Here is a 16332-nt window from a genome sequence, read left to right on the forward strand (position 1 = left end):
TTTGAAAACACTATTTTTGGCTTGGCAAAGCCCGGACAGCGGTTCTTGGTTTCCGATTGGTCGATTGACATTTAACGGCAAAGAATACCAGTTCAATTATACAAATGGTGTTCTAGAAGCTAAACTTAAGTGCGGGTTTCTGCCTTTGCCATCTTTCCCGAATTTCAATAATGTTTACACTTCACAGAAACTGTTTTCGTTGTTTTCTAATCGAGTGATGGCGCGATCGCGCCCTGACTACCCTGAATTTGTACAATGGTTGAATATCCCTGAACACGAACATGACCCAATTGCTTTATTGGCGCGCAGCGGAGGCAAACGGGCAACTGATAAATTTGAGGTGTTCCCTTGTCCGGAAGCAGATGAAAATGGACGTTACTGTATCCATTTTTTTGCAGATGGACTACGATACCTTTCCAAGTCGGCAATTGAACGGATTAATCGGCTTCAATTGGGCGAACTTTTGTATTTAGCCCACGAATTTCAAAATCCGCGCGCTTCCCGTCTGCTTCTGTGTACTAAAGATCACTGGATTGTCGGCTATTGTCAGCGCTATCTGGTGGATGATCTTTTTGAAATTATTTTGCAGCATCCAGAATTGGTTCGCGTAGAAGTCGATCGTCTGAATCAACCCCCAACCCCCCTAAAGTTCCGCTTGCTGTGCAAGATTACTGCCGATTGCCAGCAAGACTTTCGCCCCTTCAAAGGCCCGATGTACCAGCCGGTTAGCAATGATGTTTTAGCTGCAAGTGCGATCGGATAATCAGCAACAATAAGTAAAATTACGATCGCAGAATTAGGAAAAAAGTCAAGTTAATTATTGTGAATTGAATACAGATTGAATACAGAAAATTGCACAATTTAGACGAATAATTAGCTAGCTGTTGACATTTTTTACATAATAGAGTATCTTTGAGCTAATTTATCGATTCCAAATTCCGCATTCTCAGTTAAGCCCATGCAATTTATGAAAATCATTAGAGCTATACGCTGCTAATAATTTTCATTAGTATTGTTGCGCTAAATGAAACAAATTCGAGTTCTAATTTTTATACTTAGAACTCGTATGGGTGCGAAATTGACCGATTAGAAACTTCCGCAAATTGTAAGTATGAACAAAAAAATAAAGATTGGGGTTGCTGAAGCTTTTGGTACTTTTGTGTTGGTATTAGGTGGATGTGGCAGTGCGGTTTTAGCTGGAGACAAAATCGGTTTTTTGGGAGTTTCGATCGCCTTTGGTCTATCCCTCTTAATCATGGCTTATACCATCGGCCCTATCTCTGGATGCCACATTAATCCGGCGGTAAGCATCGGTTTAGTAGTTGCCAAACTGATCGATGCTGTTTTGCTTCCTTATTATATAGGAGGTCAGATTGTAGGGGGAATTCTAGGCGGTCTTGTTTTGTATATGATAGCATCAGGAAAACCAGGTTTTGATGCGGCAGCTTCGGGATTTGCATCTAACGGTTTTGGAGAACATTCTCCCACTGGTTACGGACTTTTGGCAGCAGCTTTGACGGAAATTGTACTGACTGCTTTTCTGTTATTTACAATCATGGGTACTACCCATCCCAAATATCCAGTCGGTTTTGGTGGAATTCCCATCGGCTTGATGCTGGTGTTGATTCACTTAGTCGGAATTCCCATAACTAATACTTCAGTTAACCCAGCTAGAAGTATCGGTGTTGCACTTTTTCAAGGCGGATGGGCAATCCAACAGTTGTGGGCGTTTATTGTATTCCCAGTGATTGGTGGAATTATCGGCGTTTTGGCTTATAATCTCATTAAACCCACTATGGAAGAAATTTGATCGAGAATCAAAAATAAACCGGGTTTATTGATTTTTTTAGGGTGGTAGAATTCATCCGGCAACTTAAGAAACCCGGTTTGTCGATCGCACAACTTGATAAAATTGCAAGTATTCGGTAAATAGGTGCCATGATTACGATCGTGATGGGAGTCTCAGGTTCTGGGAAAACAACTGTTGGCAAGTTGCTGGCGCAATCTCTCAATTGGGATTTCAGCGATGCCGACGATTTTCACCCATCAGCTAATATCGATAAAATGAGTCGGGGCATTCCTTTAGAAGATGCTGATCGCCTTCCTTGGCTATTACAATTGCAAGCTACAATAGACAGGTGGCTGTTAGAAAATAAAAATGTGGTTTTGGCTTGTTCTGCTTTAAAAACATCTTACCGCGAAATGCTCTACCGAGACCACAAGCGAATGAAGATAGTTTATCTAAAATGTTCTTTTCAGCTATTAGCCACAAGGTTAAAAACTCGCGAAAATCACTACATGAAAGCAGATTTGCTGTTAAGTCAGTTAGACAGTCTCGAAGAACCTGAAGATGCAATTATCATAGATGCTTCGCAGCCGTTAGAGTTAATCTTGCGCCAAATTAGAATTCATCTGATGTGCCGTTAATTGGACACAATAAAACCTCTAATACCAAATCTAGCTTCAATACCCCTTAATTTCTTAGTTTCTCTCCGCTAGGAGAGATTTTTAAGGCGGATTTAGTATAAAAGTTATTTTTTTATGAAAAACCTAGTTTCTGAACTAAATTTAGCCCCCTCTTCGTTTCCAGGCTGATAGGTTTGCGGCCCTAATTTTTGTACAAATACAAGAAAGCTTCTACTTCAGCCCCAGTAGGTTGAGCTCTAATGGCCCCGGGTTTCATCGCTGTCATCGCACCTACCGCACTGGCATAAGTTACAATTGTTTGGGCTATTTTTGGATCGGCTAAATTCTTAATTCCCTGCTTGCACAACTGTCGCACAAAACCAGCCAGAAATGCGTCGCCTGCACCTGTTGTATCCTCAACATCTACTGTAAATGCGGGGATTTTTCCTTCATTTTCAGAGATACAATAAGCGCAACCTTTCTCGCCTGCTGTCACCAAAACGCCTTCTACAGAATCGAGACGGTAGGTAATAGCTCCAGCGTCGGTAGTGTCAAACAACCATTCGGCTTCTTCCTCAGATAACTTGACAAAATCAACTTTTTTTAATATTTTTCTAATGCGCGCTTTTGCTTCGTCTGGATTTGGCCAAAACACGGGACGCCAATTGATGTCAAGTATAATTTTAACGTCGTACTGTTCTGCTAGTTCGATCGCTCGGACGATCGCCTCTCGACTTTCAGGATAAGCTAATTCTAAAGTGCCTAGCACTAAATATTCGGCATTTTCAAACAGCACTTCGGGTAGTTGTGCAGCGAGGAGGCGGGTGTCAGCAAAATCCGCAGTATCAAATTTGCCAAAACCGGCAAAAGATCGATCGCCCACTTCATTTCGCAAGACATAAACTTGTCGCGTCGGCGCACTTGGATGTCGCTGCAATCCAGCAAGATCAACCCCTACTTCTTGCAACACCTGCACTAGGGAATTCCCCAATTCATCCCCACCTACAGCACCGATAAATCCCGCCGCCGTCCCCAATTTAACCAAAGCACAGGCAACATTAGCAGGAGCACCGCCGGGATATGCAGTCCAAGATTCTACCTCTTCGAGAGATACTCCTGGTTTGTCTGCTAAACAATCAAATAAAACTTCACCCAGACACAGAACGCGAGGATAAGTCATAGAAAGTTGAGATTTGAGATTTGAGATTTTAGACCAGCAGTAGACAGGTCAATAATGATTTTTAACCCATCCCAGGAAAATTGCAAGCTATTTTTTTATGGCTGCTCCTATAATATCAGACTTACTGATATTGGCAGTTACTCCCTAAAGGCTCAAATATAGTGCGGGGGTATCAGTTAGTTGTTTTACGCGCCAACATCTGCAGGTTGGGCCCGGATGTCAGATGGAGGTAGGTAAAGGCAGCATCCGCCACCCGACGCACAAGGAGTGGTGGCTGCCCGTCTTGCCTTGTGCGCGCTGGGTTTGCACTCGTGGCGATTCTGCAAGCGAGTTGGTGCTTCTGGCCCGAAAAAGTAGCACAGCAAATTTAATTTTCTCTTCATACTTGATCCCTCATCCTTTAGAATTGTAGATAGGTAAATATGCAGACATAGGAAAAATTTATGAGTGGGATTGTCTCTGGAACCCCTGTCACCCTGTCGGACAGAGAATTGCAAGTGGTAGAGTTAGTAGCAGCGGGATTGACTAATGAGAAAATCGCCGAAAAGTTAGAGATTAGCAAGCGTACAGTTGACAACCACATTAGCAATATCTTGAACAAGACGCGGGCTGACAATCGAGTTACGCTTGTACGCTGGGCGTTGCAGTGGGGAAAGGTATGTTTGGACAATATTAACTGCTGTCCTCTACCGCGGCCGATCGATAAAGAAGTATCTTAAGTAGGGATTTTGGTTGGAGACAGGCAAAGAAATGATGCAAACGGCACAAGAAAAACAACTCCGCTATCAAATTCAAAGCCCTGGATTGCCGCTGGCGGTGTATCGCGAAGTGGCGACCCATTTGCGTCAAGTTGAAGGGGTGCAAACCGGTTTAATTCCGCAGCAGTCGCAGCGGTTTGATTACTACGACAGCCAAGTTGGGGGTTTGTGGATACAGTATCCTGAAGGGTTCGATTTGGCAGGTCGCGAGCGGGTCGATCGCATTTTGGCTTATTATGGCGATCGTTACGGAGCGTGGGAATTATTAAGTCATTAGTTATTGGTAATTGTTGACTGCTAACTGTTGACTGTTAACTAATGACTAATGACTAATGACTACTGACTAATGACTAATGACTACTGACTAATGACTACTGACTAACAAAATGAGTGCAATTAAAACTTTACCGGGAACGCGGGATATTTTGCCCGCTGAAATTCAATATTGGCAAAATATAGAAGAAGTCGCTAGAACCATTTTAAAAAAAGCGGCTTATCGAGAAATTCGGACGCCAATTTTTGAACAGACATCTTTATTTGAACGCGGCATCGGCGAAGCTACCGATGTTGTGGGCAAAGAAATGTACACTTTTAAGGATAAGGGCGATCGATCGACTACTTTGCGACCAGAAGGCACAGCCGGAGTAGTCCGAGCTTTTATTCAAAACAGTTTGTACGCGGCGGGAGACGTGCAGCGTCTGTGGTATGCGGGGCCGATGTTTCGCTACGAACGCGCGCAAGAGGGAAGACAGCGGCAGTTTAATCAAATTGGCGTGGAAGTCTTGGGGAGTGCGAATCCTCGTGCGGATGTCGAGGTAATGGCGATCGCCTGTGATATCCTGCAAACTCTCGGTTTAAAAAATTTGCGCCTCGATATTAACTCTGTCGGAAATAAGGAAGACCGACAAAATTATCGACAAGCATTAATAGATTATTTTACACCGCACAAAGACGAATTAGACGCCGATTCTCAAGACCGCTTGACTAGAAACCCGCTGCGGATTTTGGATAGTAAAAATGAGCGCACTCAGGAAATTGTCAAGGGTGCACCGAGTATTTTAGAATATTTGGGCGATGAGTCGCGATCGCACTTCGAGCAAGTGCAGCTTATGCTCACAAATTTAGGAATTAGCTATCAGTTAAATCCCAGATTAGTGCGCGGTTTAGATTACTATACCTACACCGCATTTGAAATTATCTCCGACGATTTGGGAGCGCAAGCAACAGTTTGCGGAGGCGGCAGATACGACGGTTTAGTCAAGGAATTGGGCGGCCCAGATACGGCGGCAGTCGGTTGGGCAATGGGTATCGAAAGGTTGATTATCCTGCTGCAAAAGTTACAACCTTTGCCCGCGCCGAAGTTAGATTTCTATTTTGTATCTAGGGGCGAAAAAGCAGAACAGCAATCGGTATTGTTAGCTCAAAAATTGCGAAGTGCGGGGTTTAGTGTCGAGATAGATTTGAGCGGCAGTGCTTTCGGGAAACAGTTTAAAAGAGCCGACAGAAGCGGTGCTGTTGCGTGTTTAGTTTTGGGAGATGCGGAAGCTGAAAACGAGACGGTACAATTGAAGTGGTTGGCGAGTGGTGAACAAAGTGCGATCGCCCAATCGGAACTACTAGCAATGACAAACGAGCTACAGCAGAAAATTAACAACCCTTAGAACTCTCGGTTTTAGCCCAGTCTATATCCCCCTAAATCCCCCTTAATAAGGGGGACTTTGACGGCACTCTTGTCCCCCCTGATTGAGAATGGCTTTGACGGCACTCTTGTCCCCCCCTTATTAAGGGGGGCTAGGGGGGATCTAGACTTCGATACAAACAAAAGAAACGGTCGGTTTCCTCGTTACCAGGCTCTGCCCGGTAACGCATATCCAGAGGATCTGCCTCGTCATTAAGCCATTAACATGAATCCGAAAAACCAAAAGATATAATTTAAACATTAAAACATTTAACCTCTGATAAACTATGTCTGTAGCCACTAAAACCCCAGCAACAAAACTCACAATCACCTGGCCGCTACTACCAGAAGATTTCCAACTACCAGACGACCCCGTGGAAGACGAAAGCCAACCATTATTAGCCGCCGCTTTGCGCCAGCCGCTAACAGCATTTCCAGAATTAATGCAGGATGCCTTAATTGTTTCCAACTTTGTCGTGTGTGCCGGTATAAGTTTTCCAGGTTCAACCAGCGAGGAACAGCGTATTATCTGCAAAGCACCAGATTGGATGTACGTGAAACCCGTCAATCCAAAAAATGTCTCGCAAGTCCGCCGTAGTTACACTCCACACACAGAAGGAACCATCCCCCAAATCGTGATGGAATTTCTTTCAGAAACCTATGGAGAAGAATACTCTGTAGAGTTTACCTCGCGGGTGGGAAAGTGGTATTTTTACGAGCAAGTAATCAAAGTCCCCCGATACGTCATATTCCGAGCCAAAACAGCTCATTTAGAAGTTTACGCTTTAGAATCAGAGCACTACAACTTGCAAAAACCTGATAAAAACGGACGTTATTGGATACCGGGATTAGACTTGTTTTTAGGAGTTTGGGAAGGAACCCACGAAGGAAGGACAGGCTGTTGGTTGAGGTGGTGGAATCCTGAAGGCGAATTGTTGCTTTGGTCGGAAGAACGGGGCGATCGCGAAAGACTCCGCGCTGAAAAATTGGCCGAAAAACTGCGTCAAGCGGGGATCGAGTTAGATGACGAAGAGTGAAATATCAATTGATGAGTCGAATTCGATCGGGTTTTGGTATGATGACACTCTTGTGGTGCGGGCATCCAGCCCGCCCTTGGCTAACTTTGCACTCCTATGTTAATCGAACGTCTCCAGCCGATCGCCTGGGCAAAAAAACCGCGACTCATATCTTTATTTTCTGGTTGCGGCGGCATGGACTTGCCCTTCCACCAAGCCGGATTTGAGGTAGTTTGGGCGATCGACTCCAATAAATACGCCTGCAAAACATTCAGCCGAAACATTGCTGATGTCATCGTCAACGACAGCATAGAAAATATAGACATTGCACAAGTTCCCGAAGCAGAAATATGTATAGGAGGGTTCCCCTGTCAAGATTTCTCCCTAATTTGGAAGCGCCCCGGACTTGAAGGAACCAGAGGCAATTTATATACATACTTTCTCGATTTTGTCAACAAAAAAAAGCCCAAAGCTTTTGTAGCAGAAAATGTCAAAGGCTTATTAAGTGCCAATAATTATCAAGCAATAAAACAAATAATTTCTGACTTTGAAAGTATAGCTCCCGGCTACTTAGTTAAACCTAAACTCTACAACTTTGCCGATTACGGAGTTCCGCAATTTCGGCAAAGAGTGTTATTAGTTGGGATTCGGATGGATACAGGATTTAACTTTGTGCATCCTCAGCCAGAATACGGTCAAAATCGCAAACATCCTTATCGAACAGCGGGCGAAGCACTCAAAAATGTGGAAGCAGTTCTTGACAATAACCAACATCATAAAATTCAAGCCCGCACCGTTGAAATTTTAAATCGAATTAAACCGGGAGGCAATTTCTCTGATATTCCCAAGGATAGTCCATACTATGTCAAAGGCATGATCAGTCACGTTTATCGGCGAATTCATCCTGATAAACCATCATCGACAATTATTGCTGGTGGAGGTGGCGGAACTTGGGGTTATCATTATTTAGAACCGCGTTCTTTGACAAATCGTGAAAGGGCAAGATTGCAAACATTTCCCGATGATTTTGTTTTTGAAGGTTCTACGACAGAAGTGCGGCGGCAGATTGGCAATGCAGTGCCGCCGCAGGGAATCGCTGCTGTTGTTGAGGCTTTAATTCCGCTATTTAAGGGGGATTATCCGCAAGTGGATTTATATGAAATGAGTAAAAAGTTGCAGGGGATGTCTATTCAAGAACGATTAAAATGGGCTGAATAAGAGGGGTACGAGCAGAGTTTTCCGTTAATTTAAAAGTGTGGTATAATCAAAATACCTGAGTCAGACGAAGCTTAAATCTTATATCTAAGTCAGGTTATATATTTTTATTTATCGGTGTGTGCAAAATGAATCATTACTCACGTGAACAAAAACTTCACTACAGGAAACCCCTCTAGAAACACACCTCATTACGAGTATCCCGAAGGCATACCTGAGTGCCATGCGGACATCGTAGAGGAACTACAGACGAAAGTTCAAGATATTCGGTTGATCCATATCCAAAAAGGAGATTCAAATAAAAAAAATCGTTCTGGCAATGCTGCTGTTGTCAAGTTGGAGATCCCGACAGGCAAAGTCTATAACCTAGAAGCTACCAGCAAGCGAGATCCTCTGAATATTCCAGGTGAAGAGGATGGGCCAAAGCAGTTTTTTGTACCGAGGTTTGATAGAGCAAGAGGCTGTTTGAATGAGTGTGACGCTGAGTATAAGCTTTTTAATGCACTCGCACAAGACTTGGAAAGAGATGATGTTTCCTTGGATGTAGAAGGAATACTCTACCTCTACACTGAGAAAGATATGTGTTCTGGCTGTAACATTACTTGTGATGAGGACTTTAAAATGAGATTTCCGAATATTCAAGTGATTATCTTCTACAACCAGCCATATCCGTAGAAGTACAGGATAGAAAGTCAGTAGAGCTTACCAGGGCTTTACTGGCTTTTCTGGGTAAGGTAGAATGGAGGTGATATGAAGCTTAATATTACCTGGCTCCTAGTTTACGATTAAGAAAAATACCTAAGGAGGGAAGTCAATGATACAGTTTGACATAGGTCATTACACCGATTTCAAGTTGCCCAACAATTCAGATATTCCAGAGCAATTACAACAAACACTTCACACAGTTTGGGACAGAAAGTATCGCGATTTATACGAAAGAGGCGGAAACAGCGATGTAGAAGAAGCCTTTGTAGAAGTAATGACATCCTTTGGGATGCCTAATAATCAAATATCCCATCAGCGATACGTCTATATGGCTTATGGAATAGCATTAGCAGCTAAACCGACGATTAAACATTACTTTCCTGAAGAAGACAAGGCTGATAGAGTTCAAAAAATTGTATTTTCTTGGCTGAAGGATGGTTGTGAAATTCCCGAAACTTGTGCAGATACCTTGTTTCCTAATATCAACAAAATTGGAAAATATCAAGCTACTGACGAAGCTTATAATATCTTCTATGGCTTGCTGCAAACACTCAATACAAAAACAGCCTATAATGCCATCTTAGATATTCTGTATGATGCCATTACCGGCGATGCTATTTCTGGTTTTGCTGTGGCAAAACGAGATATGTTTAATTGGTGGTTGATTGAGGTGATTCCGGCTGCCTATTGTTTAAAGTTGCCATCTACTTTATATTCAGGAAAATGGGAATTTCCGCCACTGAGTCAGTGCGCTTAAGTGATGACCAAAGTGATTGGCACAGCTTAATTAGTTAATAATCATGGGAATCCAGTTATTGACAATTACGAGCGCTCTCATTCATACTATAACTAAGCGTTGTAGGAGCTAACTTTAATGTCGGAGCTACTCGCAAGAATCACTGTTAATCCTAGACAGTGCGACAGTCGCCCTTGCATTCGCGGCATGAGAATTCGGGTATCAGACGTACTGGACTTATTTGTGGCTGGTTTGAGTGAGGAACAAATACTAGAAGAAATGCCCGATCTTGAAGCTGACGATCTGAAAGCATCTCTTTTGTATGCTTAGCGCAAACTCAATCATCCGGTATTGGTTGTATGACAATAATTTGGGTAGATACAGAATCAATCAAAATTACATCAGCGTTAATCAGCGTTCATCGGCGGTTCAAAAAATCTCAACTATTAAATTAGTTAATCATCAATCTGGAATTATCAATCAGGCACCATCAAACCCTTCAATATTCTCCCCTTTTCCTCCTCCCTCAACCCCTTACACTGCACCAAAACCCCAAAACCCCCCAAACCCATCGGATCGATCAATTGATGCAAAGCCTCCCGGCGCTGCAAAAACGTTGCCACATCCAATACTTCTGCATCATTTGTTGATAAAGAAGCAATACGATCGCCCAAACCCAACGCCATCAAAAACAAAGCCTGCTGAGTAAACCCTACCACATCCAAACCGCACAATTCACCCTGCCTTTCCAGCGCCGTAAAATTAACATGAGCCGTCAAATCCTGCCGCCCCACATTAATATAAGGATTGCTGTGATATCGGTGGCGATAATAACACTGTAGCGTCCCCTCCCTGCGCCTCGGATTGTAATAGCGGTGCGCCGCATAGCCATAATCAATAGTTAACAAATATCCTCGCTGCAACTTTTGAGCAACTGTACTCATCCAGTTCAAAGCAGCCAAATTTACCTCACTGCGATATCCGTCCCCATAAACACTCGCCGACAAATCGATGCCCACAAAATCCAAATACTCGCCAATTTTAGGGGTGGAAACTTCGTCAATTACTTCAATAAATTTTATCTCTTTTTGTTCATTCTTGGGCGTTTCTGCGGCAACGTAAATCTCCCTAACTTGCCCTTCTTCCAGAATGAATTGATGCACTGGCAAAGCATCCACTAACTCGTTAGAAAAGAAACAGCCCACAATCGAATTATTAACTATCTCATCCCAATCGCACCACTTAACACACTTGATATCACTTAAGCTTTGGCGTTGTTCCGCTTGAAGTATTGGCGAAATTTCAACAATTATGTATGTTAAAGCTTTAAATAAGTCGGGATGTTGCCGTTGCAGATATTGCAGCACATTTTCTGCAAAATTCCCCCGCCCAGCGCCCATTTCTACGATCGCGAAATTGAAGGGGCGATCGAGCAATTCCCACATTTCCAAAAACTGCTGTGCCAAAACCTCCGCAAAATCAGCACCCCAATGAGACGACGTGATAAAATCGCCTTGTTTGCCGATCGAGGGGCGATCGCTATTATAATATCCGTGCTGCGGATGATATAATGCCAAATCCATATATTCAGCAAAAGTAATTCGCTGCTGCGGAGTTGCCGCAATTCTTTCGCAGATTAAAGCGCAGAGCTCCGGGTTGCTGTCATTGATATCTGATTGCTGAACTTTCATAATTTATCGAATCAAAGTTGATGTTATTTCCTTTGTGAAGGAGAGATTTTTTTATTAACCGCAGAGGGCGCAGAGGGCGCAGAGGAAGAGAGAAGAGAGAAATAAGGTAGATTTTAGCGACGTTAATAGCAATATTAATCGATATCCATCCGCGTTTATCCGCGTTCATCTGCGGTTTAAAAAAATTAACCCGGTTCCACAAAAAAACCGGGTTAAGTTCTCAGATAAAAACCGACAAAACCTACCTGTCAACCGAGCCCATAATAATGTCGATACTCCCCAAAATCGCCACCAAATCCGCAATCTTCACGCCGCGCACAATGTGAGGCAAAATCTGCAAATTATTAAAATCCCCAGTCCGAATCTTCCAGCGCCAAGGAAAGACACTATCATCCCCGATAATATAAATCCCCAACTCACCTTTGCCGCTTTCAACGCGGACATAATGTTCGCCCTTGGGAATCTTAAAAGTCGGCGCTACTTTTTTGCCAATAAACTGATAGTCAAAACCATTCCATTCAGATTTTGGCCCGCTTTCGAGTCGCTTCGCTTCCAAATTCTCGTAAGAGCCACCGGGGAGTCCTTTCAAGGCTTGATAGATAATCTTAACCGACTCGCGCATCTCCCGAACCCGCACCACATACCGGGCCAAACAATCGCCAGCAGCTTCGGTACAAACTTCCCAGTCGAAGTCGTCATAACATTCGTAATGGTCAACTTTCCGCAAATCCCACTTAACGCCGGAAGCGCGCAACATCGGACCGGAAAGTCCCCAGTTAATCGCTTCTTCGCGAGAAATAGTACCCAGGCCTTCAATCCGGCGGCGGAAGATTGGATTGTTGGTAATTAAACGTTCGTACTCGTCAATTTTGGGAACGAAATAATCGCAGTAATCTTCGCACTTATCTACCCAACCGTAAGGCAAATCGGCGGCAACTCCGCCAATGCGGAAATAGTTATTATTCACCATGCGATAACCTGTGGCTGCTTCCCACAAGTCTAAAATCATCTCGCGATCACGCATAGTATAGAAAAAAGGAGTTTGCGCCCCCACGTCCGCCAAAAACGGCCCCAACCACAACAAATGGTTAGCAATCCGGTTCAACTCCAGCATGATTACCCGAATGTAACTCGCCCGTTTGGGGACAGCAATATTCGCTAACTTTTCCGGCGCATTTACTGTAACCGCTTCGTTAAACATCCCCTCAGCATAGTCCCAGCGGCTCACGTAGGGCACGTACATCACGTTGGTGCGATTTTCGGCGATTTTTTCCATCCCGCGGTGCAGATAGCCCAAAACAGGCTCGCAGTCCACTACGTCTTCCCCGTCTAAGGTGACGATTAACCGGAGTACCCCGTGCATGGATGGGTGGTGCGGCCCCATGTTGAGCACCATCGGTTCGGTTCTAGTCTCAATTCTTGACATAATTAAATGAATTAATGATTACTAGCTATTGTTGATTTTTGTTTGGCTTTTATGATTATGAAGGATATCGAGCTCTCTGAGAAGGAGACCCTTGGATCGGATGTGAGTATTGACACCTATCACGTTCCAGTTTTGGGTCAAGAGTTAATTGCCGGTTTGGCTGTGCGTCCAGGCGGGCACTATTTGGACGCGACGCTTGGGGGCGGGGGACACACGAGTTTGATTTTAGCGGCGGCGCCAGATGTTACAGTGGTGGCGATCGACCGCGATGAACAAGCCATCCGTTTTTGCCAAGCCCGATTTGCCAACTCGCCCGTTGAGTTTTGGCACGGCAACTTTGCTGAATATCAGTCCTCAGAGGCCGAATTTGATGGTATCATAGCAGACTTGGGCGTCAGCTCTGCTCAGTTCGATACACCGGAACGAGGATTTAGTTTTCGCCACCCAGCTCAACTAGATATGCGTATGAACCAGCAGCAATCTTTGACGGCAGAAGAGATTATCAACCACTGGGAAGAAGTTAAACTAGCAGATATTATTTACAAGTACGGCGAGGAGCGACTGTCGCGGCGGATCGCGAGGCGGATTGTGCAAAGCCGTCCTTTTCAAACTACAACAGAACTTGCAGGCGCGATCGCCTCCAGCTTCCCCCCCAAGCAGCGCAACGGCAGAATCCATCCGGCCACCCGTACTTTCCAAGCTTTAAGGATAGCTGTCAACTCCGAACTCGCTTCTTTAGAAACTTTCCTCAACCAAGCCCCACGGTGGTTAAAACCCGGTGGGAGAATCGGAATCATTACATTTCACAGTCTCGAAGACCGACCAGTCAAGCACCAACTCAGAGGAACACCCAATTTGCAGGTACTGACAAAAAAGCCGATCGTCCCACAATCCGAAGAAGTCGCTAGAAATCCCCGCTCTCGTTCTGCTAAGCTCAGACTGGCAGAAAGAATAACTTGATTCGGCAGTAGTAATATGCTTGCTGCAAAAAGTTCAGAGATTAAGGAGACTTGCATGCAGCAATCAAGTACGATTCGGCAAAGATGTAGGGAATAGCGCCAACAACCCACCACTAACCCTCCGGGTACAGTGGGGCTGGAAATACAGCCGGTGTTGACCAGACTTAGGTAGCAATACCTGCGTTAGTAGTAAGTGTTAAAATTCACACCGAGGACAGTACCCAGCTAGTTAAGAACTCTGCAATCAGAACATTAATTAGCCGTTTTGAATGCTGGTGTGTTTAGAAAAGTACCAACTGCTAACAAGGTCATTGCTCGTATCACAGCGTGAAAGCTGACTCGGGAATTTTCCCTATTGAAGCGGCCTACCGAGGCGGGTTACAGTATCGAAAGCCTCTCATCTGTGCGAACAGATGGTGCGAAAGGAATGCTCACCTTGAGGTAAAACGGGTTTCTTTAACTCAACTTGACGTAACTGATATGTTGCATATATCCAGCCCCCCTTTTCCTCCCGCCACCTTGCTGATTACAGCTATGGTGGGGGTTTTCAAGGGGGAAGAAAGATGAGTCGGGGAGATGGAAGCAAGCTGAAACTGATGGTAGTCGATGACGAACCCGACAACTTGGATTTATTGTACCGGACGTTTCGACGCGACTTTCAGGTTTACAAAGCAGATAGCGCCCTCAGCGCCCTGGAAGTTCTAGACGAACAGGGTGAGATGGCGGTGATTATATCTGACCAGCGGATGCCAGAAATGAATGGCACCGAGTTTTTGGGGAAAACAGTCGAGCGATTTCCCGATACGATTCGGATTCTGCTAACGGGATACACCGATGTTGAAGATTTGGTTGAGGCCATCAACTCAGGTCAAGTTTTCAAATACATCACCAAACCGTGGAATCCAGAAGAACTCAAATTGGTGATCAATCAAGCCTCAGATACTTACAAATACTACAAGCAGCGCAGCGTTGCATTGCGCCGCGCTTTACGCAAGGAATCTCTGTTCAATGAGGTAATGAGCGTGATTCGCGGGTCGCTTGATTACTCTAGTATGGTACAAACTATTGTTCAAACCGTAGGTCAAACTTTTGAGGCCAACTATTGTATGCTGCGGCCGGTAGAAGCCGATCGACTATTGCCGAGTACCTTCCCCTACCAATCCCAAACCTCTGAAGCCAGTAGCTTTTCTTTTGATGAAAATTTGCTGGTTCAAGCCGTAGCCAGCCGCCAAACTCAAGTGAACCCAAACAGTGGGGGGGATGGTAACTCGGTTGAGATTGCCGTGCCCCTGACTTACCAGCAAGAATTGCTGGCGGTACTGGCTTTGTGCCAGATTGGCGGCGCTAACCCTTGGTCGGCAGAAGATATAGAGTTAATAGAAGGTGTAGCAGCTCAAGCTGCTCTCGCCCTGTCTCAAGCTAAGCTCTACCAGCGGACTCTGGATTTAGCCAAGCAGATGCAAAACGAGTTGGAAGTGGCTCGCCAAATCCAAACAAACTTGTTGCGCCAAAGTTGGCCGGATTTTGAAACAGTCAGGGTGCAAGCTTGCTGTTATCCCGCGCGGGAAGTTGGCGGCGACTTTTTTGAAGTCTACGTTCACTCTCAGGGGGATATTTGGATAGCGGTGGGAGATGTTTCGGGTAAGGGAGTTCCGGCTGCTCTATTTATGGCCAGCGCGATTTCGGTGATGCGGCGGGAACTTTCCCAAGAAGTTTCTCCAGAGCCCGATCAAGTTATGCAGAACATGAATAGCACTATGTCTGACGACCTGATCGGCAACAACCATTTTATTACAATGGTTGTAGCTCGTTACACTCCGTCAACCGGACACCTAGCCTTTGCTAATGCCGGTCACATTTACCCGATTGTTTGGTCTCACTCGGAGGTGAAAGCTCAAGCCGCTAGCGGTAAAACGCCAGCCGAGCCGAATTTCCTGAAAGCTCGTGGCATTCCCTTGGGGATACTACCAGTTTGGAGAGGCAAAGCAGGTGCGATCGAACTAAAGTCAGGAGATGTATTTCTGCTGACGAGTGACGGAATTACTGAAGCTAGCGTGACAAGTCAAGCGGTAGCAGGGGGTGTACCAACCCGTTCTATGCTACAACAAGAAGGGCTTTGGCAACTCTTGATTCAAGAACCTGGTTCTTTCAACTTGGACAATTTGTTGGCTCACATCCGAGCCGATAATCCCGTTCAGGAAGACGACCAAACCATACTCTCTCTGGAGGTTCTTTGAATCTGTCAGCGACTCCCGACGCATAGTCGGGGGTGAGAGCCGAAAAAACTTAAGCCCTGCTTGTTGACGGCCCATAGAGTAGTCCTGCAAAGGACGGCGTTATCGTCAACAGTCAAAAACCACAGTAAAAAACCTAGCCGGCGATGACGCAGCTAGTTTCCTGAATCGCTTTACTGGGGGATTAAATACCTGTCAAGGGTTAAGGTAGAAGGCATTTGTCAGAAAAAACCAACGCTTAAAAGCAAAGGATTGAAACACAGATTTTTATACTTCGCTGCTTGCAGTCTCGGTATAATTATCAATTGTTAATGGGCTTTAAGCCCCT

Annotated in this window: 17 protein-coding genes; 13 read left to right on the top strand and 4 right to left on the bottom strand. The window is 44.8% G+C overall.

Translation table 11 applies throughout. The features are described from left to right. The first annotated feature begins 1 nt into the window (after position 1). From QT979_RS08950 to QT979_RS08960, 3 genes are all read left to right on the top strand, one after another. Positions 2 to 763, top strand: a complete 762-nt coding sequence (locus QT979_RS08950; protein ID WP_333309315.1) for a DNA-binding protein — start codon at positions 2 to 4, stop codon at positions 761 to 763. Positions 764 to 1111: 348 nt separating this feature from the next. Continuing rightward, complete coding sequence (aqpZ, locus tag QT979_RS08955; protein ID WP_333210231.1) at positions 1112 to 1810, top strand: aquaporin Z; 699 nt, start codon at positions 1112 to 1114, stop codon at positions 1808 to 1810. Positions 1811 to 1938: 128 nt separating this feature from the next. After that, positions 1939 to 2427: a gluconokinase gene (locus QT979_RS08960; RefSeq protein WP_333210233.1), complete on the top strand. Its 489-nt coding sequence runs from the start codon at positions 1939 to 1941 to the stop codon at positions 2425 to 2427. A 181-nt stretch (positions 2428 to 2608) separates the two neighbouring features. On the opposite strand, the gene QT979_RS08965 is transcribed toward QT979_RS08960, so the two are convergent. Continuing rightward, the gene (locus QT979_RS08965; protein ID WP_333309317.1) at positions 2609 to 3586 is read right to left on the bottom strand and encodes a carbohydrate kinase; all 978 of its coding nucleotides are present in this window, start codon (positions 3584 to 3586) and stop codon (positions 2609 to 2611) included. 185 nt (positions 3587 to 3771) lie between these two features. Then, on the bottom strand, positions 3772 to 3969 hold the full coding sequence (locus tag QT979_RS08970) for a hypothetical protein (protein WP_333230737.1): 198 nt from the start codon (positions 3967 to 3969) through the stop codon (positions 3772 to 3774). A gap of 60 nt (positions 3970 to 4029) precedes the next feature. Here QT979_RS08970 and QT979_RS08975 point away from each other — a divergent pair, with 60 nt between their 5' ends. From QT979_RS08975 to QT979_RS09010, 8 genes are all read left to right on the top strand, one after another. Continuing rightward, the gene (locus tag QT979_RS08975; RefSeq protein WP_006633901.1) at positions 4030 to 4305 is read left to right on the top strand and encodes a photosynthetic electron transport-dependent transcriptional regulator PedR; all 276 of its coding nucleotides are present in this window, start codon (positions 4030 to 4032) and stop codon (positions 4303 to 4305) included. 34 nt (positions 4306 to 4339) lie between these two features. Next, positions 4340 to 4621: a hypothetical protein gene (locus QT979_RS08980; protein WP_333083165.1), complete on the top strand. Its 282-nt coding sequence runs from the start codon at positions 4340 to 4342 to the stop codon at positions 4619 to 4621. A gap of 109 nt (positions 4622 to 4730) precedes the next feature. Continuing rightward, complete coding sequence (gene hisS / locus QT979_RS08985; protein ID WP_333309319.1) at positions 4731 to 6005, top strand: histidine--tRNA ligase; 1275 nt, start codon at positions 4731 to 4733, stop codon at positions 6003 to 6005. Positions 6006 to 6309: 304 nt separating this feature from the next. Continuing rightward, complete coding sequence (locus QT979_RS08990; protein WP_333309321.1) at positions 6310 to 7059, top strand: Uma2 family endonuclease; 750 nt, start codon at positions 6310 to 6312, stop codon at positions 7057 to 7059. 96 nt (positions 7060 to 7155) lie between these two features. Then, on the top strand, positions 7156 to 8256 hold the full coding sequence (locus QT979_RS08995; protein WP_333210242.1) for a DNA cytosine methyltransferase: 1101 nt from the start codon (positions 7156 to 7158) through the stop codon (positions 8254 to 8256). A 141-nt stretch (positions 8257 to 8397) separates the two neighbouring features. Continuing rightward, complete coding sequence (locus QT979_RS09000) at positions 8398 to 8928, top strand: deaminase domain-containing protein (RefSeq protein WP_333210244.1); 531 nt, start codon at positions 8398 to 8400, stop codon at positions 8926 to 8928. Positions 8929 to 9067: 139 nt separating this feature from the next. Continuing rightward, positions 9068 to 9715 carry a hypothetical protein gene (locus QT979_RS09005; RefSeq protein WP_333210246.1) on the top strand — a complete coding sequence of 216 codons (648 nt, stop codon included), beginning with the start codon at positions 9068 to 9070 and terminating at the stop codon, positions 9713 to 9715. Positions 9716 to 9832: 117 nt separating this feature from the next. Beyond that, positions 9833 to 10024: a DUF433 domain-containing protein gene (locus QT979_RS09010; RefSeq protein ID WP_333210247.1), complete on the top strand. Its 192-nt coding sequence runs from the start codon at positions 9833 to 9835 to the stop codon at positions 10022 to 10024. A gap of 146 nt (positions 10025 to 10170) precedes the next feature. Here QT979_RS09010 and QT979_RS09015 read toward each other — a convergent pair whose 3' ends face one another. Further along, positions 10171 to 11385 carry a class I SAM-dependent methyltransferase gene (locus tag QT979_RS09015; protein ID WP_333210249.1) on the bottom strand — a complete coding sequence of 405 codons (1215 nt, stop codon included), beginning with the start codon at positions 11383 to 11385 and terminating at the stop codon, positions 10171 to 10173. Between the two features lie 241 nt (positions 11386 to 11626). Further along, positions 11627 to 12811 (bottom strand): NAD(P)H-quinone oxidoreductase subunit H, encoded by a 1185-nt coding sequence (locus QT979_RS09020; RefSeq protein WP_333210250.1) that lies wholly within the window; start codon positions 12809 to 12811, stop codon positions 11627 to 11629. 57 nt (positions 12812 to 12868) lie between these two features. Between QT979_RS09020 and rsmH the strand changes: the two genes are divergently transcribed. Further along, complete coding sequence (gene rsmH, locus QT979_RS09025) at positions 12869 to 13771, top strand: 16S rRNA (cytosine(1402)-N(4))-methyltransferase RsmH (protein ID WP_333309324.1); 903 nt, start codon at positions 12869 to 12871, stop codon at positions 13769 to 13771. A gap of 562 nt (positions 13772 to 14333) precedes the next feature. After that, positions 14334 to 16007, top strand: a complete 1674-nt coding sequence (locus tag QT979_RS09030; protein ID WP_333230745.1) for a SpoIIE family protein phosphatase — start codon at positions 14334 to 14336, stop codon at positions 16005 to 16007. Positions 16008 to 16332 lie beyond the last annotated feature (325 nt).

This window comes from Microcoleus sp. w2-18bC1, assembly GCF_036700365.1.
In the GTDB taxonomy this organism is placed as follows: Bacteria; Cyanobacteriota; Cyanobacteriia; order Cyanobacteriales; family Microcoleaceae; genus Microcoleus.